Raw genomic sequence first — 23,946 nt, 5'->3', positions numbered from 1 at the left:
GCCATGCCCAAGCGCGAACTGCTCAAGCTCCCCGTCGTGCTCGCCGAACTCGGCATGTCCCGTGCCGCCTTCTACCGGATGCGCGCCCGCGGCAAGGCCCCGCGCCTCATCAAGCTCCCCAACGGCCAGGTCCGAGTCGACCGGGCCGATCTGAACGCCTGGCTCGACGCCTGCGAGGTCGCCGCCTGATGGCCACCTCCTACAGGGTCACCTTCTGGGAACACCGCCACCGGCCCAACCGCCGCAGGCCGTGGATGGTGCGATGGACCGTCAACGGCGCCCTGGAGTTCTCCGAGTCCTACCTCACGAAGACCCAGGCGGACGGCCGGAAGGCCGAACTGCTCATCGCGGCGGCCTCGCACGAGCCCTTCGACACGGAGACGGGTCTCCCCCTCTCGGAGCTGCGCAAGCTCAAGGAGGATGAGAAGGCCGTCACCTGGTACCAGCACGGGCGGAACTACGTCGAGGCCCGGTGGGACGGTGCCCCGGCGAAGACCCGGACGACGTGGGCCGACGCTCTGGCAAGCGTCACCTTCGAGCTGGTCGGGAGCAAGGCCGGCATGCCGGACAAGCGGGTCGTACGGCGGGCGTTGTACGGCTGGGCCTTCAACGTGAACCGGTGGACCGACGAGCCGCCGGTGGAGGTCGCCAAGGCACTCGCCTGGGTGGCACGGAACTCCGTGAACGTCTCGGAACTGGAGCAGCCGAGGATGGTCCGGCGCCTGCTCGCCGCCCTTTCGGTGAAGCTGGACGGAACCCGGGCCGCGGCCTCGACGACGCTGCGGAAGCGGCGGATTCTGGGCCACGTCGTGGACCGGGCCGTCGAGGACGGCCTGCTGACGGCCAATCCGCTGCCGTCCGTGCAGTGGCAGCCGCCCCGGGCCGAGGAGGAGCTCGACCCGGAGTACGTCATGAGTCCCGAGCAGGCCGCCGCGATGCTGGAGGCGGTCGGCCGGCAGGGGCGGCGCGGGCCACGGCTGGTGGGGTTCTTCGGCTGCATGTACTACGCGGGCATGCGCCCGGGCGAGGTCGTGCACCTGCGGAAGGACCGGTGCGTCCTGCCGGCGGAGGGCTGGGGCAAGCTCAACCTCAACGGGAACAGCCCCCGTGTCGGGTCGTCCTGGACGGACAGCGGGGAGTCCCACGACCCCCGGGGGCTCAAGCACCGGGCTGAGACAGCCACCCGTCCGGTGCCGATTCCGCCCGAACTGGTGAAGCTGCTGCGCGAGCACATCGAGCTGTACGGCACGGCGCCGGACGGCCGGCTGTTCCGGACCTTCCGGAACGGGATGGTGCAGGAGAGCGGCTACGGCGTCGTGTGGGCCGCCGCGCGGGCCGAGGTGTTCAGCGAGAACGAGCGGGCCACCCCGCTCGCCAAGCGCCCGTACGACGCCCGGCACGCCGGGATCTCGCTCTGGCTGGCCTCTGGCGTACCGGTGGCCGAGTGCGCCCGGCGGGCGGGGCACAGCATCGCCGTCCTGCTACGGGTCTACGCGAAGTGCATCCATGGTGACGAGGACCACGCGAACCAGCTCATCACCGAACGGCTCCAGCGGCGGGCGGCGCCGGGGGGCTCCCGAGTTTGGTCCGCACCTGGTCCGGAACCGCTGGTCAGGAGCGGGATTCGGGCGGAATGAAGTGAGACAAACCACCCATAACGGCCACCCGATGTAGCCGCGTGTTCGAGCACAACGAAACAGCCCCTGATCTGCGTTTCCGCAGATCAGGGGCTGTTTTCTATCCTGTGGCTGGTGCAGGGTTCGAACCTGCGTAGCTTGCGCGACAGATTTACAGTCTGCTCCCTTTGGCCGCTCGGGCAACCAGCCAGGATGTTCGTCTTCCGGGGTGTTCGCCCCGTTCGACGTGGTAAACCATACCCGATGCCGGGGGGTGCTCCGCCACTCGATAGACCACGCGATGATCAAGGAACGGCACGCGGTTGCCGCGGGCGAGGGCGGGGCGGCGCTGGATAGGCTGGGGCGGCGGACGCCCGGTGGGGCGGGCCGTGCCAGTGAAGCCAGAGCATCAAGGAGACCAACACCCATGGCCGACTCCAGTTTCGACATCGTCTCGAAGGTCGAGTGGCAGGAGGTCGACAATGCGATCAACCAGACCTCCCGCGAGATCGCGACGCGCTTCGACTTCAAGGGCGTGGGCGGCGAGATCAGCCGCTCCGGCGAGAAGATCGAGATGAAGGCCAACGGCGAGGAGCGCGTGCGCGCCATCCTCGACGTGCTGCAGACGAAGTTCGTCAAGCGCGGCCTGTCGCTGAAGGCTCTGGACGCCGCGGAGCCGCAGCTCTCCGGCAAGGAGTACAAGATCTTCGCGAACATCAAGGAGGGCATCACCACGGAGGACGCGAAGAAGGTCGCGAAGATCATCCGTGACGAGGGCCCGAAGGGCGTCAAGGCCCAGGTCCAGGGCGACGAGCTGCGCGTCAGCTCGAAGAGCCGCGACGACCTCCAGGCCGTCCAGGCCCTGCTCAAGGGCAAGGACCTGGACTTCGCGATCCAGTACGTGAACTACCGCTGACCGCGGACCACGACTGACCTCGGCCCCCGCAGGCCCACGGCCTGCGGGACCGACGGCACGGCCCCGCTCCCCGGTTCGGGAGCGGGGCCGCCCGCATCACGGGGGCCGGTACGCAGCCCCCGGCCGCCCGACCGTCGGCTCAGTCGACACCGACCCGGTCCGTCCCGACCCAGCTGCCGGTGCTGCGGTACGCGCCCAGGCCGATCGAGTCGAACTCGTCCGAGCGCCCCTCCTCGGTGCGCGCGCCGATCCGCCGCAGGGCCCGGGAGATCGGGGCGCCCTCCGGCGGCACGGGCTCGAACTCGCCGACGGCGAGCGGGCCGAGGACGACCCGGCCGTCCTCCCAGACCGCGGCGCGCTGCATGCCGCTGCCGCCGTAGTACTCGGCCTCGACGCAGGCGAGCGGGCCGGCCTTCGACCAGGCGGCCAGCCGGAGTTCGAAACCGTCGGAGTACCAGCTGAACCCGGAGCCGCCACCGGGCTTCCGCACGCTGCCGTCGCCCTGGAGCGCGGCGAGGACGCCGGAGGTGACCGGAATCAGCGCCAGCCCCTGCGCCAGCGGCACCACCCGGGCCGCCGGAACCTCCGCCGCCGCCACCCGCAGCAGCTCCAATGTTCCTATCAGCGCTTGGAGTTCGTAGGACATGCCGGACATGGTGTCTCACCGCACCGACAGTCGGCCCGGAATTTATGATTCCGTGCCCGGTCGGAGACCGTAGAGCAGACTGAGCACCGTCAAGAGGTGCCCCGACGCGTACGCCCCGGGGCCGCGGCCGGTCACCCACTCGGGTGCGTGCCGCATGCGGTGGCCCCGGTCCCCGGGTGGACTGACCGGGTACGGCCTGCACCGGGCCCCCTCTCCCGGTCCCCCGCGCCGACCGGCAGCCCGCCACCGGGCGGCGCCGGCCACGGCCGATCGCCACCGACCGCAGTCGACCGGGGCCGTACCGGAGGAGGACCGCATGAGTTCCACGCACGCGCCCCCACCCGGCCGGGGCACCCCGGCCGGGGCCCCGGCGGGCCCGGTGCCGGTGATCTTCGTCCTGGCCGCGTCGGCGACCGGCTGGGTGGTGCCGTCCGACCGGCCGGTCCTGAGCGTGATCGCCACCCTCGCCACCCTGCTGTTCGTGCCGGTGCCGCTCGTCTCCGGCGCGCACCGGATCCTCCCGGCGACCACCACGCGGGTCCGCCCGGTCGTCCACCGGCCGGACCACCCGCACGGCCACCGGGCCCCGGCGCCGGTGCCGGTCCGCGCCCCCGGACCGCCCGTCCCGCGCCTCCTCCTGCGGCGGCGCCGGCCGGGTCGGTGCCCACCGGACGCGGACCACGGGCCGGACGGGCACCACGGGCCGTCCGCGGGCGGCCGACCGGGCGCGGACCGCCCACCGGACGCAGGGCCGGCGGACCGTCGGCACGGACCCGAGGGGCGCCCGGCGTAGTCACCCGCCCGCCGACGGGACCGTCCGCAGCCGACCCAGGGAGCCACCGCATGACCGACGAACTCGACGGCCTGATAGCCGGGTTGATGCCCCGCGCGCGGGCCGACCTGGCCGAGCTGGTGGCCATCCCGTCCGTCGCCGACCCCCGGCAGTACCCGCCCGAGCACTGCCTGCGCGCCGCCTCGTGGGTCGCCGCCGCCTTCGCCGAGACCGGCCTGCGCGACGTCCACCTGGAGGAGACCCCGGACGGCAGCCACGCCGTGATCGGTCACCGTCCGCCGCCGCCCGGCGCCCCGACCGTGCTGCTCTACGCCCACTACGACGTCCAGCCCCCGCTGGACGAAGCCGCCTGGCACTCCCCGCCGTTCGAACTCACCGAACGCGACGGCCGCTGGTACGGCCGCGGCGCCGCCGACTGCAAGGGCAACATCGTCATGCACCTCACCGCGCTGCGCGCGCTCGGCGAGGACGTGCCGGTCGGCCTCAAGCTGCTCGTCGAGGGCTCCGAGGAACAGGGCACCGGCGGCCTGGAACGCTACCTGCCGCCGCACGCCGGGGAGTTGCACGCGGACGCCCTGCTGATCTGCGACACCGGCAACTCCGCCGTCGGCGTCCCGACCGCCACCACCTCGCTGCGCGGCCTCGCCGACGTCGTGGTCACCGTCTCCACCCTGGCCGGGGACGTGCACTCCGGCATGTTCGGCGGCCCCGCCCCGGACGCCCTGGCCGCGCTGATCCGGATCCTGGACTCGTTGCGCGACGCGGACGGCGGCACCCGGATCGACGGCCTGGACGACGACGGCGGCTGGAGCGGCGCCGGCTACGACGAGGACTCCTTCCGCGCCGACGCCGGCGTCCTGGACGGAGTCCGGCTGACCGGCTCCGGCACGGTGGCGGACCGGCTGTGGGCCCGCCCCGCCGTCACCGTGCTCGGCATCGACTGCCCGCCCGTGGTCGGCTCGGCCGCTGCCGTCCCGGCCGCCGCCCGGGCCCGGGTCAGCCTGCGGGTGCCGCCCGGCACCGACGCCCGTACCGCCCAGGACGCGCTGGTCGCGCACCTGCTGGCCGCCGCCCCCTGGGGCGTACGGGTGGACGTCGAACGGGAGGGCACCGGTGCGGCCTTCCGGGCCGACACCGGCGGGCCCGCGTACGCCGCGCTCGACCGGGCGATGCGGGAGGTCTACGGCACGCCGATGACCTTCCTCGGCCAGGGCGGCTCGATCCCGCTCTGCCCCGTCCTGGCCGCCGCCTACCCCGACGCGGAGATCGTCCTGATGGGCGTCGAGGAGCCGCGCTGCCTGATCCACGCACCGAACGAGAGCGTCGACCCGGACGAGATCGCCCGCATGGCGCGGGTCGAGGCATCGTTCCTGCGGCACTTCGCGAACGCGGGGAGGCGCTGAGGGAATCCGAGGAGTATGAGTCCCAGCAGAGCCCGTCCGCCCCAGAGGAGGAAGCGCCGTGCCACGACCGTTCACCGTCGAGGACTACACCGCCCGGATGGCCCGGGCCGCCGCCGAGGCGACCGCCGCCGGGCTGGCCGGCCTGGTCATCGCCCCCGGCCCCGACCTGGCCTACCTGTGCGGCTATACGCCCACCGCGATCACCGAACGGCTGACCGCCCTCGTCCTCACCTCCGGGCGCGAACCCGCCCTGGTGGTGCCCAGGTTGGAGCGCCCGGACGCCGCGAAGGCGGTCGGCGCCGGAGCCGTCCGGATGCTCGACTGGTCCGACGGCGAGGACCCGTTCGCCACCGCCGGCCCGCTGCTCGACCCGGCCGGACGCTACGGCGTCTCCGACAACGCCTGGGCGATGCACCTGCTCGGCTTCCAGGCCGCGCTGCCCGGCGCCTCGTTCACCTCGCTCACCGAGACCCTGCCGATGCTGCGCGCGGTCAAGGACACCGAGGAACTGGACCGCCTGGCGGCGGCCGGCGGAGCCGCGGACGCCGCCTACCGCAGGATCCTGGACGTCGTTTTCGCCGGCCGCCGGGAGACCGACGTGGCCGCCGACCTGGGCGCGCTGCTCATCCAGTACGGACACAGCCAGGTCGACTTCACCGTGGTCGGCTCCGGCCCCAACGGCGCCGACCCGCACCACGAGGCCGGTGACCGGGTCATCCGACCGGGTGACACCGTGGTGCTGGACTTCGGCGGCCTCAAGGACGGCTACGGCTCCGACACCACCCGGACGGTGCACGTCGGCCCGGACGTCCCCGCCGAGGTGCGAACGGTGCACGACCTGGTCCGGCTCGCCCAGCAGACCGCCTTCGAGGCGGTCCGCCCCGGGGTGAGCTGCCAGGAGATCGACCGGATCGCCCGCCGGGTGATCACCGAGGGCGGCTACGGCGAGTACTTCATCCACCGCACCGGCCACGGCATCGGCACCACCACGCACGAACCGCCGTACCTGGTGGAGGGCGAGGAGCGGCCGCTGGTGCCCGGGATGTGCTTCTCGATCGAGCCCGGGATCTACCTGCCCGGCCGGTTCGGGGTGCGGATCGAGGACATCGTCACCGTCACCCCGACCGGTGGCCGCCGTTTCAACAACACCCCGCACGAACTGGGCATCGTCGCGTGAGCTCGACGCCCGGAACGACGCCGGCCGGATCCCGCGTTCTTACGGTCCGGTCATACTCCACCCAGAGTCCTCCAAGTTTGGGTTGCTAGTTTCAGTGCGCATGACCAAGACCCTCCGCCCGGCCCCGCCCCCCGTGCGGGCCGAACAGCCGCGCCCGGTGCCTCCACCCCGCCCCCGCGTGACGGGCTGGTCGAGACTCCGCTTCCTGGCGTGGCCGCTCTACCTGACCGGCCTCGTCCGGTTCCTGAGCGTCGAGGGCATCCCGGCCGCCAACGACGTGCTGTTCCTCTGGCTGATCGGTGCCCTGCTCACCGCCGCCGCCCACAGCGGGCACGGCCGCCGCGGCTTCCTCCTGGTGCTGCGCGACTGGGTGCCGGTGATGGCCGTGGTGTGGGCGTACTCGCTGCTGCGCGGCTACGGCGCGCACACCCCGTGGGCCCCGCACTGGCTGCCGCAGCTGCGCTTCGACGAGGTGCTCGGCTTCGGCGAGACCTGGACCGTCCGGCTCCAGCACGCCCTCTACACCCCGGGCTCGCCGCACTGGTACGACTACGCGGCGGTGGGCGTCTACCTCTCGCACTTCTTCGTGGTCTTCCTCCTGCTCGCCGTGCTCTGGCGACGCGCCCACCACCGGTTCCGACAGTTGCTCGCCTGCTACCTGACGCTCACCTTCGCGGGCTTCGCCACCTACCTGCTCTACCCGGCCGACCCGCCGTGGCTGGTCGCCCAGGAGGGCAACCTGCCGCACCTGTCCCGGGTGGTCTGGGAGGTCATCTCGGCCAGCGGGCTGCCGCAGGCCGACTCGCTGCTGGAGAACGGCAGCCAGTTCGCCAACGACGTCGCCGCGATGCCCTCGCTGCACTCCGCCTACCCGGCGATGCTGCTGTTCTTCTTCTGGCCGACCGCCCGGCCCTGGCTGCGGGCGGTCCTGATCGCCTATCCGCTCGCGATGACGTTCACCCTGGTCTACGGCGCGGAGCACTTCATCATCGACGTCTTCGTCGGCTGGGCGTACGCGGCCGTGGTGGTCTTCGGCCTGCGGTGGCTGCGCGACCGGCGCACGGCGGCGGCACGGGGCACGGCAGACTTGGCCGGGTGAAGCCTCACCCGCCGACGAAGCCGCCCGCACCCACGCAGCCGCACGCACCGGTGAAACCGGCCGTACCGGTGAAGCCGACCGGACCGGTGAAGCCGACCGCCGAACAGTTGCTGGCCGCCAAGGACACCACCATCCCGGACGTCGCCGGGCCCGGACTGCGGGTGCTGTTCTGCGGCATCAACCCGGGCCTGTGGTCCGGCGCCACCGGTCACCACTTCGCCCGGCCCGGCAACCGCTTCTGGCCCGCCCTGCACCGCTCCGGCTTCACCGGGCACCAGTACCGCCCGGACGAGCAGGAGCAACTGCTCGCGCTCGGCCTGGGCATCACCAACGTCGCCCCGCGCACCACCGCCAAGGCGGACGAACTGACCGCCGAGGAACTGCGCGAGGGCGGCGCCGCGCTCCGCGCCCGGGTGCTGCGGCTCCGCCCCCGGGTCCTGGCGGTGCTCGGCATCGGCGCCTACCGGACGGCCTTCGGGCAGCGGCGGGCCGCGATCGGGCGCCAGCCGGAACGCATCGGCGACACCGAGGTGTGGGTGCTGCCCAACCCCAGCGGCCTCAACGCGCACTACACGCTGGACGCGCTGGCCGGGGAGTTCCGCACGCTGCGGGAGGCCGTCGGAAACGGGCCCGCCGCCGACGGGCCCGTCGACGGTGGCAGTGGCGGTGACGGTGGCGGGGGCGGGCCCGTCGACGGCTGAGCCGTCGTGGCCGGCTCGGGCGCGGTGACGTACCCGACGGAACGGCCGGGCGGGCACGCCCCGGGGTCACCCCGGCAGCACGGCCAGGTCGAGGGCGGCGAGCCGGGCCGGGTCGGCGACCACCTCGTAGCCGCTCACCCGGCCGTCCGCGACCGCCACCCGCAGCGCCAGCCACAACCGCCCGCCCGGGGCGATCAGGATGCCGGGCACCCCGTCCACCAGGGCCACCGCGCCGTGGCGGGCCCGGCGGCCGAGGACCGTGGTCTCCCGGGCGACCGTCGCCGCGCCGCGGGCCACCGGGGACCGGCCGGGCGGCAGCGCGGCCGGGTCGGCCCGGCGCACCACGTCCGGGGCCAGGACGGCCAGCAGCCCGGCCAGGTCCCCGTCCCGGGCGGCGGCCAGGAAGGCCTCCACCACCCGCCGGTGCCCGGCCAGCGGCTCCGGTGGCAGCGCGGCCGTGCCCCGCACCCGCTGCCGGGCCCGGCTGGCCAGCTTCTTGGCGGCCACCGGGGTCCGCCCGACGATCGGCGCGATCTGCTCGAAGGGCACGGCGAAGCCGTCGTGCAGCACGAAGGCGACCCGCTCGGCCGGGCCCAGCCGGTCCAGCACCACGAGCAGCGCCCGGCCCACCGACTCGACCAGCAGCGCCTCCCGCTCCGGGTCGGCGCCGGCGCCCGCCGCGTCCGGCAGTGCGTCGCCGGTCGCCTCCTCTCGGCGCGCGGCGCGGGCCCGCAGCAGGTCCAGGCAGATCCGGGAGACCACGGTGGTCAGCCAGCCGGGCAGGTTGTCGATCTCGGCCGGGTCGGTCCGGACCAGCCGCAGCCAGGCCTCCTGCACGGCGTCCTCGGCCTCGCCGGTCGACCCGAGCATCCGCTGGGCGACCGCCCGCAGCCGGCCGCGCTCGGCCTCGAAGCGCACCGCCGTCCGCTCGGCCGTCGCCTCCCCTCCGGTCGGCACGCCGTCGGCTGTCATCCCGTCGTGCGTCGCCCCGTCGGCTGCCGTCCCGTCGTGCGTCGTCCCGTCGTGCGTCGCCCTGCCGGCCGACGCCCCCGAAATCCCGTCCCGGTCCATCGGTCACCTTTCCTCGGCCCGGCTCGTCACCGCTATGACGATCCGTCCTCCTCCGAGGTGACCGGGAGACCGCCATGACCTCCGCCACGCTGCTCCACCTGGACTCCAGCATCAGCCCGGCCGGCTCCGTCAGCCGCGCCCTGACCGACCGCTTCGCCACCGCCTGGCGCGCCCGGCACGGCCGCACCGCCCGGTACCGGTACCGCGACCTCGCCGCCGATCCGGTCCCCGCGGTGCGCGCCGCCTACGACGCCCTCGGCCGTCGGGCCGAGCACAAGGGCCCACTCCCGCTGCAGGACGTCGCGACGCTCGCCGACGGCCCGGACGAGACCCGCGAGTGGGCGCTGAGCCGTCCGCTGATCGACGAACTGCGGACCGCCGACACCCTGCTGCTCGGCAGCCCGATGTACAACTTCACCGTCTCCACCGGTCTCAAGGCCTGGATCGACCGGGTCTCGTTCCCCGGCGCCTACCTCGACCCGGACACCGGCGAGCGGCTGCTGCGCGACACCCGCGTGGTGGTCGTCGCCGTCCGCGGCGGCGGCTACGGGCCGGGCACCCCGCGCGAGCACTTCGACTTCCAGCTCCCTTACCTGCGGGCGTACTTCGGCAACCTCGGGATCGCGGCGGAGCACCTGCACGTCGTCACCGCCGAACTCACCCGGGCCGCGGACGTCCCCGCGCTGAACGGGCTGGAGCCGCTCGCCGCCGAGTCGCTGGCGGCGGCCGGCACCGCCGTCGACGAACTGGCCGCCCTGCTCTGAGCCGCGCCCGGTGCGCCGAGCCGCGCCCGCCGTCCGGCGCTGGGTCCTGTCCGGCAGGATCGGCCGGACAGGACCTACAGCGGGGTGACGGCCTTCAGCACCACCAGCAGGGCCACGGCCGCGTTGAGCGCGCACAGCGCCGACGCCGCCGTACCGACCGCGGCGACCATCGCCGCCAGGCCCGCCGGGGTCTTGGCCGGCGGCCAGTTGCGGGAGGTCGGCACCGGGCCGAGCAGCGCGGCGACCCGGCGCGGCACCGGGCCGGCCGCCGCGGTCGGCGCGGCGAAGGCCGCGAAGCCGGGCGCCGGGGCGGCGTGCGAGACCAGGGCCGCCCGGGCCACCGCCCGCGCGGTGATCCGGCGGTCCCCCACGGCCTGCGCCGAGTCCTCGTCCGCCCAGCGTTCCGCGCTGTACGCCACCGCGTACTGCAGCGGCCTCAGGAAGGGGTTGACGCAGGCGGCGAGCTGGGTGGTCAGCAGGTACCGGTGGTGACGGTGGCGCAGGTGCGCCCGCTCGTGCGCGAGCAGCGCCTCCCGCTCGTCCGCCGCCAGGCCGTCTAGCATCCCGGTGGAGACCACCACCCGGCCGGGCGAGCCCGGCAGCGCGTAGGCGTACGGGCTGCGGTCCGGCAGCACCGCGAGGTCACCGGACGACCCGGTGCCGGACGGCAGCCCGGTGAGCGCCCGGCGGGCCCGGGCGCGCACCCGCAGGTGTCGCACGACCGTGCGCGCGCACGCGAAGCCCACCAGTGCCAGCAGCCACATCGCAGCCGTCCCGACCGTCTCGTGGTACGGCAGCGCGGCCCGCACCTCCGGGTCGGACCAGCTGTCCGGCAGCGGGTTGCCGGGGATCTGCGCGGTGCCCACCACGCCGATCAGCCCGAGGCAGAGCACGCTGCAGACCGCCATCACCGCGCTGATCGCGGTCATCAGCCGGGCCGCACCGCGCGGGTGCAGGTGCTGCTCGGTCAGGCGTGCGATCGGAACCGCGGTGAGCGGGAGGACGAGCGGGAGGAAGACGAAGAAGCCCACGGGTCAGCTCTTGTGGTCGGTCGCTGCCGGATCGGCGGACGCGGCGTCGAGCAGGGCCCGCAGCAGCTCCTCGTCGTGCGGCAGCAGCGCGGTGACGAAGCTGGCCAGGACCGCGTCCCGGTCCGCCTCCCCGTCGAGCATCCGCCGCATCCGCAGCGCCGCCAGCCCGGCGGCGTCGGAGGAGGCCTGCCACAGGTAGGAGCGGCCGGAGCGGGAGCGGGAGACGGCGTTCTTGGCGTGCAGCCGGGACAGGATGGTCATCACGGTGGTGTAGGCCAGGTCGCCCTCCAGGCGTTCCTGGACCCATCCTGCGGTGGCGGGGCCGGGCGCCTGCTGGAGCACCGCCAGCACCTGCGCCTCCAGTTCGCCCTGGCCGCGTCGCCGGGCCGGCGCGTCCCCGGCCGCCGGGGCGTGCCTCTCGTCTGCCATGACGGCCCACTCCCTCCGGATGCCGCGCCCGGACCGACGGGCACGGCATCATCCTAACGAGCGGGGGCCGGGACCGGACCGGTCAGCGCAGGGCTTCCGGAACGCACGGCCGGCGGCTCCCGGCGGCTCCCGGCCGGTCCCGACGGGTCCCGCGCCCGTTCCCGGTCGGGCCGTCGCCAGGGCCCGGGTGCAGGTCCCCGGTCAGGTCCGGGCCCGCTGGGTCACCGCGATGCAGACCAGCACGACCACCGCCGTGACCGGCGCGGCGGCCGGCAGTTCCTCGCCGAGCAGCAGCACCGACCAGACCAGCGTCAACAGCGGCTGCCCCAGCTGCAGCTGGCTGGCCCTCGGCACGCCGATCGCGGCCATCCCCCGGTACCAGAGCACGAACCCGCCGAACTGCGACACCGCCGCGACGTACGCCAGTCCGACCAGCGCCTTCGGCCCGACCCGCAGCGGCTCGGTGGCGAGCCCGAACGCCGAGGTCAGCAGCATCACGGGCAGCGCGACCAGCACCGCCCAGGCGATCACCTGCGCGCCCGGGAGGTCCCGCGAGAGCCGCCCACCCTCCGCGTACCCGGCCGCGCAGACCAGCAGCCCGACGAACAGGTAGAGGTCGGCGACGCTCGGCCGGCCGTGGCTCTGCAGCAGGGTGAAGGCCAGGACGGCCGCCGCCCCCGCCAGTGCCGCCGTCCAGAACGCCCGGGACGGCCGGCGGCCGGTGCGCAGCGCCGCGGCCACCGCGGTGGCCAGTGGCAGGACGCCGATCACCACCGCCGAGTGGGCGGTCGAGGAGGTCCGCAGGGCGAGCGTGGTCAGCAGCGGGAAGCCGAGGACGCAGCCGCCCGAGACCACGAGCAGGGCGGGCCGGTGCTGCCGTTGCGGCAACCGGGCGCCGACGGCCAGCAGGTAGAGCGCGGCCAGGGCCCCGGCCAGGACGCCGCGCAGCCCGGTGGTGGTCCACGGGCCGAAGCCGGTCAGGGACCACGCGGTGGCCGGGAAGCTCAACGAGAAAGAGGCCACCCCGAGGGCGGCGAGGGTGGTGCCGGAGGCCGCGCCGCGCTTCGGCGCTATCGCCAGGAGGGGGATAGCGCTATCTTGTGTCGTCATGAACGAGCGTAGCAGTGTCACCGAACTGGCCGACATCCTTCGGCTGGAAGTGGAGCGCTACCCGGAGGGACGGAAGCTGCCTGCCAGCCGGACCCTGACGGAACGCCACCAGGTCAGCCCGGTGACGGTCTCCCGGGCCATCGCGGTGCTCGTCGCCGAGGGGCTGGTGGTCTCCCGGCCCGGCGCCGGGGTCTTCCGGGCCGCGGCCTTCGCCGCCGCCCCGACCGCCCCCGCCGCACCGCCCGGCCGCACCGGCGACCTCTCCTGGCAGGAGGTCGCGCTCAGCGCCGAATCCGGCCCGCGCGACCTGGTCGCCGCCCCGGTGTTCGCCACCCTCCGGGTGCCGCCGCCCGACGTCGTCGACCTCAACAGCGGCTACCCGCACGCCACCCTGCTGCCCGAACGCCTGCTCGCCGCCGCCCTCGCCCGGGCCGGCCGGCGCCCCGGTGCCTGGGACCGCCCGCCCGTCGACGGCCTCACCGAACTGCGCGGCTGGTTCGCCCGCGCCATCGGCGGCCACGGCGGGCCGATCGGCGCCGGGGACGTGCTGATCACCTCCGGCGGGCAGGGCGGGCTCACCGTCGCCATGCGCTCGCTGGCCGCGCCCGGCTCGCCGGTCCTGGTGGAGTCGCCGACGTACCCGGGCACCCTGGCGGTCGTCCGGGCCGCCGGGCTGCGACCCGTCCCCGTCCCGATCGACGCGGACGGCGTCCGCACCGACCTGCTCGCGGACGCCTTCGCGGCCACCCGCGCCCGGGTCTTCGTCTGCCAGCCGCTGTTCCAGAACCCCACCGGCGCGGTGCTCTCACCCCGGCGGCGGACGGAGGTCCTGCGGATCGCCCGCGCGGCCGGGGCGTTCGTGATCGAGGACGACTTCGCCAGGCTGCTGGTCCACACCGACGCGCCCGCGCTGCCGCGCCCGCTCGCCGCCGACGACCCGGACGGGGTCGTGGTGCACCTGCGCTCGCTCACCAAGGCCGCCTCCCCCAATCTGCGCGTCGGTGCCCTCACCGCCCGCGGCCCGGCCCTGGCCCGACTGCGGGCCACCCAGGTGGTCGACAGCTTCTTCGTGCCCCGGCCGCTCCAGGAGGCGACGCTGGAACTGGTCGCCGACCCCGCCTGGGCCCGCCACCTGCGCACCCTCGCCGCCGAACTGCGCGACCGCCGCACCGCCGCCGTCGCCGCCCTGCACCGCGAGCTGCCCGGACTCCTCACCATCCACCGCCCCGGCGGCTACCACCTGTGGCTGCGCCTCCCGAACGGCACCGACGACGGCGCGCTCGCCGCCGCCGCCCTGCGCAACGGCGTCCAGATCACCCCCGGGCGCCCCTACCACCCCGCCGAACCCCCGGCCCCGCACGTGCGCCTCAGCTACGCCGCCGCCGAGAGCCCGGCCCAGGTCGCCGAGGGCATCCACCGCCTCCGCCTGGCGTACGAGGAGACGACGGGCTGAGCGGGCGACCGTGGGCGGCCCCGGACGGACGTGGGCGGCCCCGGACGGCCCCGGACGGACGCGGACGGCCCCGGACGGACGTCGAGGTCGGCCTGCGACCCGCGGCCCGCGGCTCGGCGGAACCGCTACCGCCGGTACCCCGCCATCCGCTCCAGGCGGGCGATGCGCTCGGCCATCGGGGGATGGGTGGAGAACAGCCTGGCGCCGGCCTCGCCCGGGCGGAAGGGGCTGGCGATCATCATGTGGCTCGCCGTCTGGAGCTGCGGCTCCGGCGGGAGGGGGAGCCGGCGGGTGCCGGCGTCGAGCTTGCGGAGGGCGCCGGCGAGGGCGAGCGGGTCGCCGGTGATCCGGGCGCCGTCGGCGTCGGCCTGGTACTCGCGGGAGCGGCTGACCGCCAGCTGGATCAGTCCGGCCGCGAGCGGTCCGAGGATCATGATGGCGAGCATCCCGAACAGCCCCGGTCCGTCGTCGTCCTCGTCGCGGCCGAACGGGATCAGCCAGGCGAAGTTCACCAGGAACATCACGACCGAGGCGAGCGCCCCGGCGACCGAGGAGATCAGGATGTCCCGGTTGTAGACGTGGCTCAGCTCGTGCCCGAGCACGCCCCGCAGCTCGCGTTCGTCCAGGATCCGCAGGATGCCCTCGGTGCAGCAGACCGCCGCGTTGCGCGGGTTGCGGCCGGTGGCGAAGGCGTTGGGCGCGGGGGTCGGGGAGATGTACAGGCGCGGCATCGGCTGGCGGGCGGCGGTGGAGAGTTCGCGCACGATCCGGTACAGCTGGGGCGCCTCGAACTCGCTGACCGGGCGGGCCCGCATGGCCCGCAGCGCGAGCCTGTCGCTGTTCCAGTACGCGTAGGCGTTGGTCCCGAGGGCGATCAGCAGGGCGATCACGAAGCCGGTGCGACCGAAGAAGCTTCCGATCACCAGGATCAGCGCCGAGAGGCCGCCGAGCAGGACGGCGGTCCTCAGTCCGTTGTGCCGGCGGTGCACGTCAGGCCCTCCAGTGATGCGGTGGGGAAGCCCTTTCTGCCTCGTCCCTCTTGCCCGGTCAACGGGTGGGGCCGGGGACCTTGTTCCCTTGTGACCGACGCGACACCGCGGCGCCGGCCCACCGTGCCCACCCGCCGTGCCCGCCCGCCGCTCCGGGCCATCGAACCGGGCCACCGCGGAGACGCGCCGCGCCTGCCCGCCTGCCCGCCTGCCCGCCTGCCCGCCTGCCGCCGCTCGGGCCCTCCGGCCCTCCGGCCCTGCGGCCGGAAGGCGCGGCTCAGAACAGCGAACCGCCCACGACCTGGAGCACCAGCTGCGGTGCGACGGAGAGGACCACCGCCACCGAGGCGGTGAGCCCGAGCGTCGCGGTCAGGCTCACCGGCAGCCTGCCCTCGGCCCCGGCCGCGCGCTCCGCCGCCCGGTCCGCGGCCGGGTCGAACAGCAGTGCCGTCCAGCGCAGGTAGTAGTACAGGGCGACGACCACGTTGGCGGCCATCACCACGGCCAGCCAGCCCAGCCCGGCGTCGACGGCCGCGCGGAACACCACGACCTTGCCGAACAGGCCGATGACGCCCGGCGGCAGCCCGGCCAGGCAGAGCAGGAAGAAGGCGAGTGCCAGCGCGGTCCAGCGGCGGCGGGTGAAGAGGCCCCGGAAGTCGTCCACGCTGGTCCCGGCCCGGCGGCCGACGGCCGCGACCACCCCGAAGGCGCCGAGGTTCACCACGCCGTAGATCAGCGCGTACGCGGCGGTGGCGCCCAGCTGGTCGGCCCCGGTGGACGCGTACCCGGCGGCGGCGAGCGGCACCAGCAGGTACCCGGCCTGGCCGACCGAGGACCAGGCGAGCAGCCGCACCGCGCTGTAGCGGGTGTCGAAGCGCTGCCGCAGGGCGCCGACGTTGCCGGCGGTCATGGTGATGGCGGCCAGGACCGCGAGCACCAGGCCCCAGGTGTGGGCGTACGGCCGGAAGGCGATGGTGGTGGCGAGCGCGAGCCCGGAGAGGCCGGCCGCCTTGCCGACGACCGAGAGGTAGCCGGCCACCGGCAGCGGCGCGCCGGTGTAGGTGTCGGGCACCCAGAAGTGGAAGGGGACGGCGGCGACCTTGAACGCGAAGCCGACCAGGGTCAGCACCGCGCCCGCCTCGGCCAGCGGCTTGAGCTGCCCGGGGGCGTGCTCCAGGCCCTGGGCGACGGCGCCGAGGTGCAGGCTGCCGCTCGCCGCGTAGACGAAGCCGATGCCGAGCAGCATCACGGCGGTCGCGGTGACCGAGGAGACGAAGAACTTGAGCGCGGCTTCCGCGCCCCGGCCGTCCCGGCGCAGCGCGACCAGGGCGAAGGCGGGAAGCGAGGCGACCTCCAGGGCGATCACCAGGGTGGCGAGGTCGCGGGAGGCGGGCAGCAGGGCGGCGCCGGTGGCGCTGGAGAGCAGCAGGAACCAGTACTCGCCGCGGGGGAGCCTGTCCTGGTCGACGGTGTGGACCGACAGCAGTGCCGCGATCAGCGCGCCGCCGAGGGCGAGCAGCTGGAACACCAGGGCGAAGTGGTCGGCCACGTAGGAGCAGCCGCCCGCGGCGTTGCCGCCGAGGGCCGGGGTGTCAGTACCCGCTGCTACGTTCTGCACACAGAAGGTCGCCCGGGGTGACCCACCGGTGAGGGGGAGGAGCGCGATGAGGGCGAGGGCGAGTCCGGCCGCGGTCAGGCGGCCGAGCCACTTCTTGTGCCGCTCGGGCAGGAACAGGTCCGTGACCAGCACGGCGAGGGCGGCGACGGCGGCGATCAGCGGGGGCGCGATCGCCACCCAGTCCACGGACTGGATCAGGCTGCCCGGGTTGGCTACGGCGAGGGAGGTCACAGTGTGCTGCCCCGTGGAGTGAGGTCCGAGTGCGGCGGTCTGGGCTGCGAGCACGGTCAGCCACCCCCGAGGAGGTGCTTGACGGCGGGGTTCGAGAGGCCGAGCAGCAGCGCGGGCCAGAGGCCGGCCAGCAGGGTGAGCGCGGCCAGCGGCATCCAGCTGACGGCTTCGTACGGGCGCACGTCGGCGACCTCGGCCACCGGCGCGGGCTGCTCGGGGTCGCCCATGCAGACGCGCTTGACCACGATCAGCAGGTACGCGGCGGTGAGGAGGGTGCCGAGGCCGGCCAGCACCATGTAGGTGACGAAGGCGGGGCGCGACAGGCCTGCGGCCGGGTCGAACGCGCCGAACATGGCGAGCACCTCGCCCCAGAAGCCGGCCAGCCCGGGGAGGCCGAGGCTGGCGACGGCGGCGAAGGCGAGCAGCGCGCCGAGTCGCGGCGCCCGGCCGTACAGGGCGGCGCCGGTGGTGCCGGAGAGGGTGTCGAGGTCGGCCGTGCCGTAGCGGTCCTTGAGCGCGCCGACGACGAAGAACAGCAGGCCGGTGACCAGGCCGTGGGCGATGTTGGCGAACAGCGCGCCGTTGACGCCCACCGGGGTGAGGGAGGCGATGCCGAGCAGCACGAAGCCCATGTGGCCGACGGACGAGTAGGCGATCAGGCGCTTCAGGTCGCCCTTGGCGCCGGGGCGGGCCAGCGCCAGGCAGGCCAGCGATCCGTAGACGATGCCGACGGCGGCGAAGGCGCCCAGGTAGGGGGCGAGCGTGGCGGTGCCGTCCGGCACGACCGGGAGGAGGACGCGGACCAGACCGTACGTCCCCATCTTCAGCAGCACGCCGGCGAGCAGCACCGAGCCCACGGTCGGGGCCGCGGTGTGCGCGTCGGGGAGCCAGCTGTGCAGCGGCCAGGCGGGAGCCTTGACCGCGAGCCCGACCAGGATCGCCAGCGCGGCGACCACCTGGGTGGTGTGGCTCATTCCGCTGCCGTGCGCGGCTGCCAGGGCCTGCATGTCGAAGGTGCCGGTCTTGCTGCCGATCAGCAGGAAGCCGAGCAGCATCACGGCCGAGCCGAGCAGGGTGTAGAGGATGAAGCGGTTGGCGGCCGGGACCTTCGCGCCGCTCCCCCACCGGGCGATCAGGAAGTACATCGGGATCAGGACGATCTCGAAGGCCAGGAAGAAGAGCAGGAGGTCCAGGACGGCGAAGGTGGCGAGCATGCCGACTTCGAGGAGGAGGAACAGCCCGACGAAGGCCTGCGCGGACGGGCGGGGCCCGTCGGGGGCTGCGCCCCGGGCCCCGCCGTGCGGCAGCCGCTTCTCCGAGTACACCGCGCAGAGGAACGTGAGCAGCGCGGTCAGCACGATCAGCGGCAGCGAGACGCCGTCCACGCCGAGGTGGAGGCGCACGTGCAGGGCCGGGATCCAGGCCACGTCGGTGGTGGCCTGCATCCGGGCGGGTTCGTCGTGGTCGAAGCCGGCCGCGAGGGCGACGGCGAGCAGGAGCACCGCGCCGGTGACGACGGTGTTCAGCCGCAGCGCCCGCCGGTCGGCGACGGCCCGGTCCGGCCCGAACACGGGGGCCAGGGTGAGCGCGGCGCCGAGCAGCGGCAGCACCAGGAGGGCGATGAGGACCGCGTTCATCGGGGGCTCCTACGTGCGGCGGTCGAGGGGGCGGGGGTGGAGGACAGCACCGGCTACACCGCCACCAGGACGGTCAGCAGGACGACGGCGGCCAGCAGGGCGCTGAGGTAGGTCTGCGCGTTGCCGGTCTGGGCGAGCCGGACGGCCCGGCCGAGCAGGTTGGCACCCACTCCGCTGCCGCGCACGTAGGTCTCGATGACCTCGCGGTCGAGGAAGCGGACCAGCCCGGCCGCGGCGACCACGGGCCGGACGAACACCGCCTGGTACAGCCGGTCGACGCCGAAGCCGTGCCGGGCCGGGCCGAACAGCGGGCCGAGCAGGGTGCGCCCGGGGTCGGCGACGATCACCTCGGCGGCCGGGACCCCGGCCTGCCCGGGCACCCGGCCGGCGGCGGCCGGGACCGGCCGGCCGGTGCCCAGCCGGGCGGTGGCCGAGCGCCAGGCGCCGTACGCCGCGAGCACGCCGACCACGGCGAGCCCGGTGCCGGTGACGGCGGTGACCCCGGAGGGCCGCAGCGAGCCGCCGTCCAGCAGCGCGGGCAGCCAGTCGGAGCGCAGGCCGGTGACGCCGAAGGCCATGGTCGGGACGGCCAGCACCCAGAGCGGCCAGCGCATCGCGGGCGGCTCGGCGGTGCCGGGGTCGGCCTCGTCCAGTTCGGGCGAGTAGGGCGCGTCCGCCTCGTGGTCGGCCACCACGGTGGCCGGGTCGGTGGCGGGCAGCACCTGCGGTGCGGCGGCGGCGGCGCCGGCCGGGCTGTGGAAGGCGACCAGGAACATCCGGGTCGCGTACGCGGCGGTGAGCAGCACGGTGAGGGCGGCGGAGATCAGCACGATCCAGCCGGCCGCCTCCGGGACCGCCGAGGACGGGCCGAGGCCGTTGGTGAGCGCGTCGCCGTTGGCGGCGTGCTCGGCGGCGGTCAGCACCGCCTCCTTGCTGAAGAAGCCGGAGAGCGGCGGCAGCCCGATCAGGGAGGCCAGGCCGATGCCCATCGTCCAGTAGGCGTCGGGGACGCGCTTGCGCAGCCCCGGGATCCGGGACATCGCGGAGATCGAGTTGGTGTGCGCGGCGTGGATCACCACACCGGCGGCGAGGAACAGCAGCGCCTTGAAGGCGCCGTGGCTGACCAGGTGGAAGACGGAGGCCTCGCGGTCGCCGCTGGCCAGCGCGCCGGCCATGTAGCCGAGCTGGCCGACGGTGGAGTAGGCGAGCACCCGCTTGAGGTCGTCCTGGGCGAGCGCGCACAGCGCCGAGCCGATCATCGTCACGGCGGCCATCACCGCGAGCACGACCAGCGCCGCGCCGGACAGCAGGAACACCGGCAGCAGCCGGGCGACCAGGTAGATGCCGGCCGCGACCATGGTGGCGGCGTGGATCAGCGCGGAGACCGGCGTCGGGCCGGCCATCGCGTCCGGGAGCCAGGTGTGCAGCGGGAACTGCGCGCTCTTGCCGGCGACCCCGGCGAGCAGCAGCAGCGCGATCAGCGTCGGGTGGCCGAGCCGGCCCTCGGTGGCGGCGGCCAGGACGTCGGGGATCCGGAAGCTGCCGGCGTCCGCGCCGAGCAGGAAGATCCCGAACAGGAACGGCACGTCGCCGAGCTTGGTGACCAGGAAGGCCTTGAGCGAGGCCGAGCGGGCGTCCGCGCTCTCCCAGTGGTGGCCGATCAGGAAGTACGAGCAGATGCCCATGACCTCCCAGCCGACCAGCAGCATGATCAGGTCGCCCGAGTAGACCACCAGGAACATCGCCGCGGTGAACAGCGAGACCAGCGCCGCGTACGAGGGGTAGCGCGGGTCCGACTTGAGGTAGGCGGTCGAGTAGACCTGGACGCACGTGGCGACCAGGCCGACCAGCACCGAGATCAGCGAGCTGAAGCCGTCCAGGTGGACGGCGAGCGCGATGTCGGGGCCGCCGGTCGGGGTGAGCCGGGTGGCCGCGTCGAGGGCCTGGCCGGTGCCGAGCTGGAGGGCGACCACCAGGGCGAGCACGGCCGAGACGGCGACCGGGACGATCGCCAGCGGCCGGGCCAGCCCGGGCGCCTTCTTCCCGACGGCCAGGGTCGCGGCCGCGCCGAGCGCGGGCAGCGCGGGGACGAGTACGGGCAGGGCGAGGTTCATGCGGCGGCCTGGCCCTTCAGCGCCTCGGCTCCGGCCGGCGTCTCGTCCGTGGCGAACGGCTCGGCCGGGTCGCCGAGCGCGGTGGCCCGGTCGATGTCGGCGGTGCCCCGGGCCCGGAACAGCAGCAGGACGATGGCCAGCCCCAGCCCGATCTCGGCGGCGGCGATGGTGATGGTGAACAGGGTGAGCGCCTGCCCGGCGTGCAGCGAGTCGCGCAGCCAGACGTCGAAGGCGACCAGGTCGAGATTGACGGCGTTGAGCATCAGCTCGACCGACATCAGCACCAGGACGGCGTTGCGCCGGGCGAGCACGCCGTACACGCCGACGCTGAACAGCAGCGCGGCGAGGACGACGGGGTAGGCGAGGTGCATCAGCTCTCCTCCGACGCGGAGGGCGCGGGCGCGGCCGCGTCCGGAGTGGCGGCGCCCGGGGCGGTCGCCTGGGCGGCGGCCGGGTCGGGAGCGGTGCGGGGCGCGGTCGCGGCGACGGTCCCGTTGGAGCCGACCGGCCGGCCTGCGCGCAGCTTGGCCGCGCGGGGCACCGGCACCCGCCGCTGGTCGCCGCGCGACAGCACGATCGCGCCGACCAGCGCCGCCAGCAGCAGCACGGACAGCGCCTCGAAGGGCAACACCCAGTGCCGGAACAGGCTCGCCCCGGTGACGGCGGCGGAGCCGCCGCCCGCGCCGAGGTCGATCCAGGAGGTCCGGAAGGCGTCGACGACCAGCGTGACGAGCGTTCCGGCCGAGGCCAGCGCCACGACCAGGGCCACCCAGCGGTTCTTGGAGTCGGCGTCCGGTGAGCGCCCGATCGGCGCCTTGGTGAGCATCAGCCCGAACAGCACCAGCACGACCACCGAGCCGAGGTAGATCAGCACCTGCACCCAGGCGATGAACTCGGCCGTCAGCAGCAGGAACTCCACCGCCAGCCCGCCGAGCGCGACCACCAGCCAGAGCGCGGCGTGCACCAGCTGCTTGGTGGTGACGGCGACCAGGGCCGAGCCGAACACGGCGATGCCGACCAGCAGGAAGACGATCTCCTGGCCGGTCGGGGACAGGAAGGAACGGGCGGCCGGCTCCAGCGAGCCGGTCGCCGCGAGAAGCGTGGCGGCGGTACTCATGCGTCGTCACCCTTCTCTTCCGGGGCCTGCGCGGCGGCGGCGGCAGCGGTGGCCTCGGCGGCGGCAGCGGCCGCCGCCAGCTTGTCCGCGGCCTTGCGCGCGGTGGCGATCTCCTTGGGGTCCTCGGCGGCCGGGTCCAGCGCCGGCGGCGCCGGGACGGTCCACATCCACTCGCGGAGCCGGTCCCGTTCGTGGGTCAGCTCGTGGATGTCGGTCTCGGCGTACTCGAACTCCGGCGACCAGAACAGCGCGTCGAAGGGGCACACCTCGATGCAGATCCCGCAGTACATGCAGAGCGAGAAGTCGATGGCGAACCGGTCCAGCACGTTGCGGGTGCGGGCCCGGGCGTTCGGCTCGGCGGCGGGCAGCGTCTCCTTGTGGGAGTCGATGTAGATGCACCAGTCCGGGCACTCGCGCGCGCAGAGCATGCACACCGTGCAGTTCTCCTCCAGCAGCGCGATGACGCCGCGCGAACGCGGCGGCAGCACCGGCTGCACGTCGGGGTACTGCGCGGTGACGGTCTTCCTCGTCATCGTCCGCAGCGTCACGGCCAGGCCCTTCGCCAGGCCGGCACCGAGAAAACTCATGAGATCGCCACCTTGATGATGCCGGTGAGGGCCAGCTGGACGAGGGCGAGCGGGATCAGCACCGCCCACGCGAAGCGCATCAGCTGGTCCTCGCGCAGGCGCGGGTAGGTGACCCGCAGCCAGATGACCACGAAGGCCAGCGCGAAGGTCTTGAGGATCATCCAGAGCCAGCCGAGCTGGTCCGCCATCGGTCCGTGCCAGCCGCCCAGGAAGAGCACCGCGGTCAGCGCGGACACCACGAGGATGCCCACGTACTCGGACAGCAGGAACAGCGCGAACCGCAGACCGGTGTACTCGGTGTACGCGCCGAAGATGATCTCCGAGTCGGCGATCGGCATGTCGAACGGCGGGCGCTGCAGCTCGGCCAGGCCGGCCGTGAAGAACACGAACGCGCCGATGACCTGCCAGGGCAGCCAGTACCACTGCCAGGAGTCCACGATCCCGGGCAGCGAGAGCGTGCCGGCGGCCATCGCCACCGACGCCGCCGCCAGCACCATCGGCAGCTCGTACGACATCAGCTGCGCGGCCGTGCGCAGACCGCCGAGCAGCGAGAACTTGTTCGCCGAGGCCCAGCCGGCCATCAGCTTGCCGATCACGCCGACGCCCAGCACGGCCAGCACGAAGAACAGCCCCGCGTCCACCGCCTGGCCGACGAAGCCGTTCGGGCCGACCGGGATCGCCAGCAGCACGAAGAGGTACGGCAGCAGCGAGACGGCGGGCGCCAGCTGGAAGATCCGGCGGTCCGCCCCGGCGGGGACGATGTCCTCCTTCTGCGCGAACTTCACGCCGTCCGCGACGAGCTGTGCCCAGCCGTGGAAGCCACCCGCGTACATCGGGCCGAGCCGGCCCTGCATGTGCGCCATGACCTTGTGCTCGGTCTGGCCGATGACCAGCGGGAACACCAGGAAGACGACGAGGGTGGCGACGCAGCGCAGCACCGTGTCGAGCAGGTTCACGCGCCGTCTCCGTCCCGGTCGGCCGGAGCGGCCGCCGTGTCGTCCTTCTGCTCCGGCCGGTCCGTCGGCTCAGCGGGCGCTTCGCCCGTCGGCTCCGCGGGACCGTCACCTGCCGGCTCAGCGGGCGCTTCGCCCGTCGGCTTCGCGTCGTGGGCCGGCACCGGGTTGTGCCAGGGCGCGTCGGAGGACGCGGGCCGGGCGGGGGCCGGACGCTCCGGCCCGGGCTCGTCGGCGGTCTGGCTGACCGATCCGGCGGAGACCGACCTGGTCCGTCGCGGCCGGTCCGTCCGCACCGCGGGCGTCGCCTCGGGGGCGGGTTCACCCTCGGCGGGCGCCACCTCGGCGGGTTCGGCGCCCGGAGCCGGCTGGCTCGCCGAGCCCTCCGCCACCGAGCGGGTGCGCCGCGGCCGGTCGGCCCGCACGGGCGCGCCCTCGGCGGCGGCACCTGCGGCACCACCGGCGGCGGCCGCGGCCGCCCTGGGCGTGCG

23 protein-coding genes, 1 tRNA gene and 1 pseudogene are annotated in these 23,946 nt (G+C 74.5%); 10 read left to right on the top strand and 15 right to left on the bottom strand.

Going from position 1 to position 23,946, the window contains the following annotated elements; genetic code table 11:
- Positions 1 to 3: 3 nt before the first annotated feature.
- A complete protein-coding gene (locus ACFV04_RS27230; protein WP_045709131.1) occupies positions 4 to 189 on the top strand; it encodes an AlpA family transcriptional regulator in 186 nt (61 codons plus the stop codon).
- Positions 189 to 1,637: a tyrosine-type recombinase/integrase gene (locus ACFV04_RS27225; protein ID WP_380533155.1), complete on the top strand. Its 1,449-nt coding sequence runs from the start codon at positions 189 to 191 to the stop codon at positions 1,635 to 1,637. The genes ACFV04_RS27230 and ACFV04_RS27225 overlap by 1 nt, the downstream gene beginning before the upstream one ends.
- Before the next feature lie 108 nt (positions 1,638 to 1,745).
- Here ACFV04_RS27225 and ACFV04_RS27220 read toward each other — a convergent pair.
- Positions 1,746 to 1,826 (bottom strand) — tRNA-Tyr (locus tag ACFV04_RS27220).
- Between the two features lie 217 nt (positions 1,827 to 2,043).
- On the opposite strand from ACFV04_RS27220, the gene ACFV04_RS27215 reads away from it, so the two are divergent.
- A complete protein-coding gene (locus ACFV04_RS27215) occupies positions 2,044 to 2,532 on the top strand; it encodes a YajQ family cyclic di-GMP-binding protein (protein ID WP_360253100.1) in 489 nt (162 codons plus the stop codon).
- Positions 2,533 to 2,671: 139 nt separating this feature from the next.
- On the opposite strand, the gene ACFV04_RS27210 is transcribed toward ACFV04_RS27215, so the two are convergent.
- Entirely contained in the window at positions 2,672 to 3,178 is a 507-nt protein-coding gene (locus tag ACFV04_RS27210) for a hypothetical protein (protein WP_380533152.1), read from the bottom strand.
- A gap of 316 nt (positions 3,179 to 3,494) precedes the next feature.
- On the opposite strand from ACFV04_RS27210, the gene ACFV04_RS27205 reads away from it, so the two are divergent.
- From ACFV04_RS27205 to mug, 5 genes are all read left to right on the top strand, one after another.
- Complete coding sequence (locus ACFV04_RS27205) at positions 3,495 to 3,971, top strand: hypothetical protein (RefSeq protein WP_380533149.1); 477 nt, start codon at positions 3,495 to 3,497, stop codon at positions 3,969 to 3,971.
- A gap of 50 nt (positions 3,972 to 4,021) precedes the next feature.
- Entirely contained in the window at positions 4,022 to 5,374 is a 1,353-nt protein-coding gene (locus ACFV04_RS27200) for a dipeptidase (protein WP_380533146.1), read from the top strand.
- Positions 5,375 to 5,471: 97 nt separating this feature from the next.
- Positions 5,472 to 6,551, top strand: a complete 1,080-nt coding sequence (locus ACFV04_RS27195; protein ID WP_380349391.1) for a M24 family metallopeptidase — start codon at positions 5,472 to 5,474, stop codon at positions 6,549 to 6,551.
- A 100-nt stretch (positions 6,552 to 6,651) separates the two neighbouring features.
- Entirely contained in the window at positions 6,652 to 7,650 is a 999-nt protein-coding gene (locus ACFV04_RS27190; protein ID WP_380349387.1) for a phosphatase PAP2 family protein, read from the top strand.
- Between the two features lie 50 nt (positions 7,651 to 7,700).
- Complete coding sequence (gene mug, locus ACFV04_RS27185) at positions 7,701 to 8,351, top strand: G/U mismatch-specific DNA glycosylase (protein ID WP_380533211.1); 651 nt, start codon at positions 7,701 to 7,703, stop codon at positions 8,349 to 8,351.
- Positions 8,352 to 8,417: 66 nt separating this feature from the next.
- On the opposite strand, the gene ACFV04_RS27180 is transcribed toward mug, so the two are convergent.
- Complete coding sequence (locus tag ACFV04_RS27180; RefSeq protein WP_380533143.1) at positions 8,418 to 9,323, bottom strand: sigma-70 family RNA polymerase sigma factor; 906 nt, start codon at positions 9,321 to 9,323, stop codon at positions 8,418 to 8,420.
- Positions 9,324 to 9,496: 173 nt separating this feature from the next.
- Between ACFV04_RS27180 and ACFV04_RS27175 the strand changes: the two genes are divergently transcribed.
- Positions 9,497 to 10,186, top strand: coding sequence for an FMN-dependent NADH-azoreductase (locus tag ACFV04_RS27175; RefSeq protein WP_380349378.1), 690 nt, complete (start codon positions 9,497 to 9,499; stop codon positions 10,184 to 10,186).
- Between the two features lie 74 nt (positions 10,187 to 10,260).
- Here the strand turns inward: ACFV04_RS27175 and ACFV04_RS27170 are convergent, their stop codons facing one another.
- From ACFV04_RS27170 to ACFV04_RS27160, 3 genes are all read right to left on the bottom strand, one after another.
- Positions 10,261 to 11,217, bottom strand: a complete 957-nt coding sequence (locus ACFV04_RS27170; RefSeq protein ID WP_380349376.1) for a M48 family metalloprotease — start codon at positions 11,215 to 11,217, stop codon at positions 10,261 to 10,263.
- A gap of 3 nt (positions 11,218 to 11,220) precedes the next feature.
- Positions 11,221 to 11,646 (bottom strand): BlaI/MecI/CopY family transcriptional regulator, encoded by a 426-nt coding sequence (locus tag ACFV04_RS27165; protein ID WP_380349373.1) that lies wholly within the window; start codon positions 11,644 to 11,646, stop codon positions 11,221 to 11,223.
- A 201-nt stretch (positions 11,647 to 11,847) separates the two neighbouring features.
- On the bottom strand, positions 11,848 to 12,756 hold the full coding sequence (locus tag ACFV04_RS27160) for a DMT family transporter (RefSeq protein ID WP_380533139.1): 909 nt from the start codon (positions 12,754 to 12,756) through the stop codon (positions 11,848 to 11,850).
- Between ACFV04_RS27160 and ACFV04_RS27155 the strand changes: the two genes are divergently transcribed.
- The gene (locus ACFV04_RS27155) at positions 12,755 to 14,209 is read left to right on the top strand and encodes a PLP-dependent aminotransferase family protein (RefSeq protein WP_380349368.1); all 1,455 of its coding nucleotides are present in this window, start codon (positions 12,755 to 12,757) and stop codon (positions 14,207 to 14,209) included. The genes ACFV04_RS27160 and ACFV04_RS27155 overlap by 2 nt on opposite strands.
- 125 nt (positions 14,210 to 14,334) lie before the next feature.
- Here the strand turns inward: ACFV04_RS27155 and htpX are convergent, their stop codons facing one another.
- From htpX to ACFV04_RS27110, 9 genes and pseudogenes are all read right to left on the bottom strand, one after another.
- Positions 14,335 to 15,198 (bottom strand): zinc metalloprotease HtpX, encoded by an 864-nt coding sequence (htpX, locus tag ACFV04_RS27150; RefSeq protein WP_380349365.1) that lies wholly within the window; start codon positions 15,196 to 15,198, stop codon positions 14,335 to 14,337.
- A 277-nt stretch (positions 15,199 to 15,475) separates the two neighbouring features.
- The gene (locus ACFV04_RS27145) at positions 15,476 to 17,047 is read right to left on the bottom strand and encodes an NADH-quinone oxidoreductase subunit N (RefSeq protein ID WP_380533134.1); all 1,572 of its coding nucleotides are present in this window, start codon (positions 17,045 to 17,047) and stop codon (positions 15,476 to 15,478) included.
- Positions 17,048 to 17,103: 56 nt separating this feature from the next.
- On the bottom strand, positions 17,104 to 18,684 hold the full coding sequence (locus ACFV04_RS27140) for a NuoM family protein (protein ID WP_380533131.1): 1,581 nt from the start codon (positions 18,682 to 18,684) through the stop codon (positions 17,104 to 17,106).
- Positions 18,685 to 18,737: 53 nt separating this feature from the next.
- Entirely contained in the window at positions 18,738 to 20,798 is a 2,061-nt protein-coding gene (locus ACFV04_RS27135; protein ID WP_380349356.1) for an NADH-quinone oxidoreductase subunit L, read from the bottom strand.
- On the bottom strand, positions 20,795 to 21,169 hold the full coding sequence (gene nuoK, locus ACFV04_RS27130) for an NADH-quinone oxidoreductase subunit NuoK (RefSeq protein WP_380349353.1): 375 nt from the start codon (positions 21,167 to 21,169) through the stop codon (positions 20,795 to 20,797). Before nuoK ends, ACFV04_RS27135 begins: the two co-directional genes overlap by 4 nt.
- A complete protein-coding gene (locus tag ACFV04_RS27125; protein ID WP_380349351.1) occupies positions 21,169 to 21,915 on the bottom strand; it encodes an NADH-quinone oxidoreductase subunit J in 747 nt (248 codons plus the stop codon). Before ACFV04_RS27125 ends, nuoK begins: the two co-directional genes overlap by 1 nt.
- Complete coding sequence (locus tag ACFV04_RS27120; RefSeq protein WP_380533127.1) at positions 21,912 to 22,502, bottom strand: NuoI/complex I 23 kDa subunit family protein; 591 nt, start codon at positions 22,500 to 22,502, stop codon at positions 21,912 to 21,914. Before ACFV04_RS27120 ends, ACFV04_RS27125 begins: the two co-directional genes overlap by 4 nt.
- Positions 22,499 to 23,458, bottom strand: coding sequence for an NADH-quinone oxidoreductase subunit NuoH (nuoH, locus tag ACFV04_RS27115; RefSeq protein WP_380349345.1), 960 nt, complete (start codon positions 23,456 to 23,458; stop codon positions 22,499 to 22,501). Before nuoH ends, ACFV04_RS27120 begins: the two co-directional genes overlap by 4 nt.
- A pseudogene (locus tag ACFV04_RS27110) lies at positions 23,455 to 23,946 on the bottom strand (NADH-quinone oxidoreductase subunit C); the annotation flags it as partial. The pseudogene ACFV04_RS27110 and the gene nuoH, both read right to left, overlap by 4 nt.

The sequence above is a fragment of the Kitasatospora sp. NPDC059599 genome (genome assembly GCF_042735125.1).
Taxonomy (GTDB): Bacteria; Actinomycetota; Actinomycetes; order Streptomycetales; family Streptomycetaceae; genus Kitasatospora.
Note: the sequence above shows the minus strand (reverse complement) of the source record. Positions and strands in the feature narration are given on the sequence as shown.

What these genes read in the sequence shown, in the direction of transcription:
- ACFV04_RS27205 (WP_380533149.1), top strand. Translation starts at nt 3,495, where the DNA reads ATGAGTTCCACGCACGCGCCCCCACCCGGCCGGGGCACCCCGGCCGGG.
- ACFV04_RS27175 (WP_380349378.1), top strand. Translation starts at nt 9,497, where the DNA reads ATGACCTCCGCCACGCTGCTCCACCTGGACTCCAGCATCAGCCCGGCC.
- ACFV04_RS27120 (WP_380533127.1), bottom strand. Translation starts at nt 22,502, where the DNA reads ATGAGTTTTCTCGGTGCCGGCCTGGCGAAGGGCCTGGCCGTGACGCTG.
- ACFV04_RS27190 (WP_380349387.1), top strand. Translation starts at nt 6,652, where the DNA reads ATGACCAAGACCCTCCGCCCGGCCCCGCCCCCCGTGCGGGCCGAACAG.
- ACFV04_RS27225 (WP_380533155.1), top strand. Translation starts at nt 189, where the DNA reads ATGGCCACCTCCTACAGGGTCACCTTCTGGGAACACCGCCACCGGCCC.
- ACFV04_RS27230 (WP_045709131.1), top strand. Translation starts at nt 4, where the DNA reads ATGCCCAAGCGCGAACTGCTCAAGCTCCCCGTCGTGCTCGCCGAACTC.
- ACFV04_RS27215 (WP_360253100.1), top strand. Translation starts at nt 2,044, where the DNA reads ATGGCCGACTCCAGTTTCGACATCGTCTCGAAGGTCGAGTGGCAGGAG.
- ACFV04_RS27155 (WP_380349368.1), top strand. Translation starts at nt 12,755, where the DNA reads ATGAACGAGCGTAGCAGTGTCACCGAACTGGCCGACATCCTTCGGCTG.
- ACFV04_RS27125 (WP_380349351.1), bottom strand. Translation starts at nt 21,915, where the DNA reads ATGAGTACCGCCGCCACGCTTCTCGCGGCGACCGGCTCGCTGGAGCCG.
- ACFV04_RS27135 (WP_380349356.1), bottom strand. Translation starts at nt 20,798, where the DNA reads ATGAACCTCGCCCTGCCCGTACTCGTCCCCGCGCTGCCCGCGCTCGGC.
- ACFV04_RS27140 (WP_380533131.1), bottom strand. Translation starts at nt 18,684, where the DNA reads ATGAACGCGGTCCTCATCGCCCTCCTGGTGCTGCCGCTGCTCGGCGCC.
- nuoK (WP_380349353.1), bottom strand. Translation starts at nt 21,169, where the DNA reads ATGCACCTCGCCTACCCCGTCGTCCTCGCCGCGCTGCTGTTCAGCGTC.
- ACFV04_RS27165 (WP_380349373.1), bottom strand. Translation starts at nt 11,646, where the DNA reads ATGGCAGACGAGAGGCACGCCCCGGCGGCCGGGGACGCGCCGGCCCGG.
- ACFV04_RS27210 (WP_380533152.1), bottom strand. Translation starts at nt 3,178, where the DNA reads ATGTCCTACGAACTCCAAGCGCTGATAGGAACATTGGAGCTGCTGCGG.
- ACFV04_RS27160 (WP_380533139.1), bottom strand. Translation starts at nt 12,756, where the DNA reads ATGACGACACAAGATAGCGCTATCCCCCTCCTGGCGATAGCGCCGAAG.
- ACFV04_RS27180 (WP_380533143.1), bottom strand. Translation starts at nt 9,323, where the DNA reads ATGACAGCCGACGGCGTGCCGACCGGAGGGGAGGCGACGGCCGAGCGG.
- ACFV04_RS27195 (WP_380349391.1), top strand. Translation starts at nt 5,472, where the DNA reads ATGGCCCGGGCCGCCGCCGAGGCGACCGCCGCCGGGCTGGCCGGCCTG.
- ACFV04_RS27200 (WP_380533146.1), top strand. Translation starts at nt 4,022, where the DNA reads ATGACCGACGAACTCGACGGCCTGATAGCCGGGTTGATGCCCCGCGCG.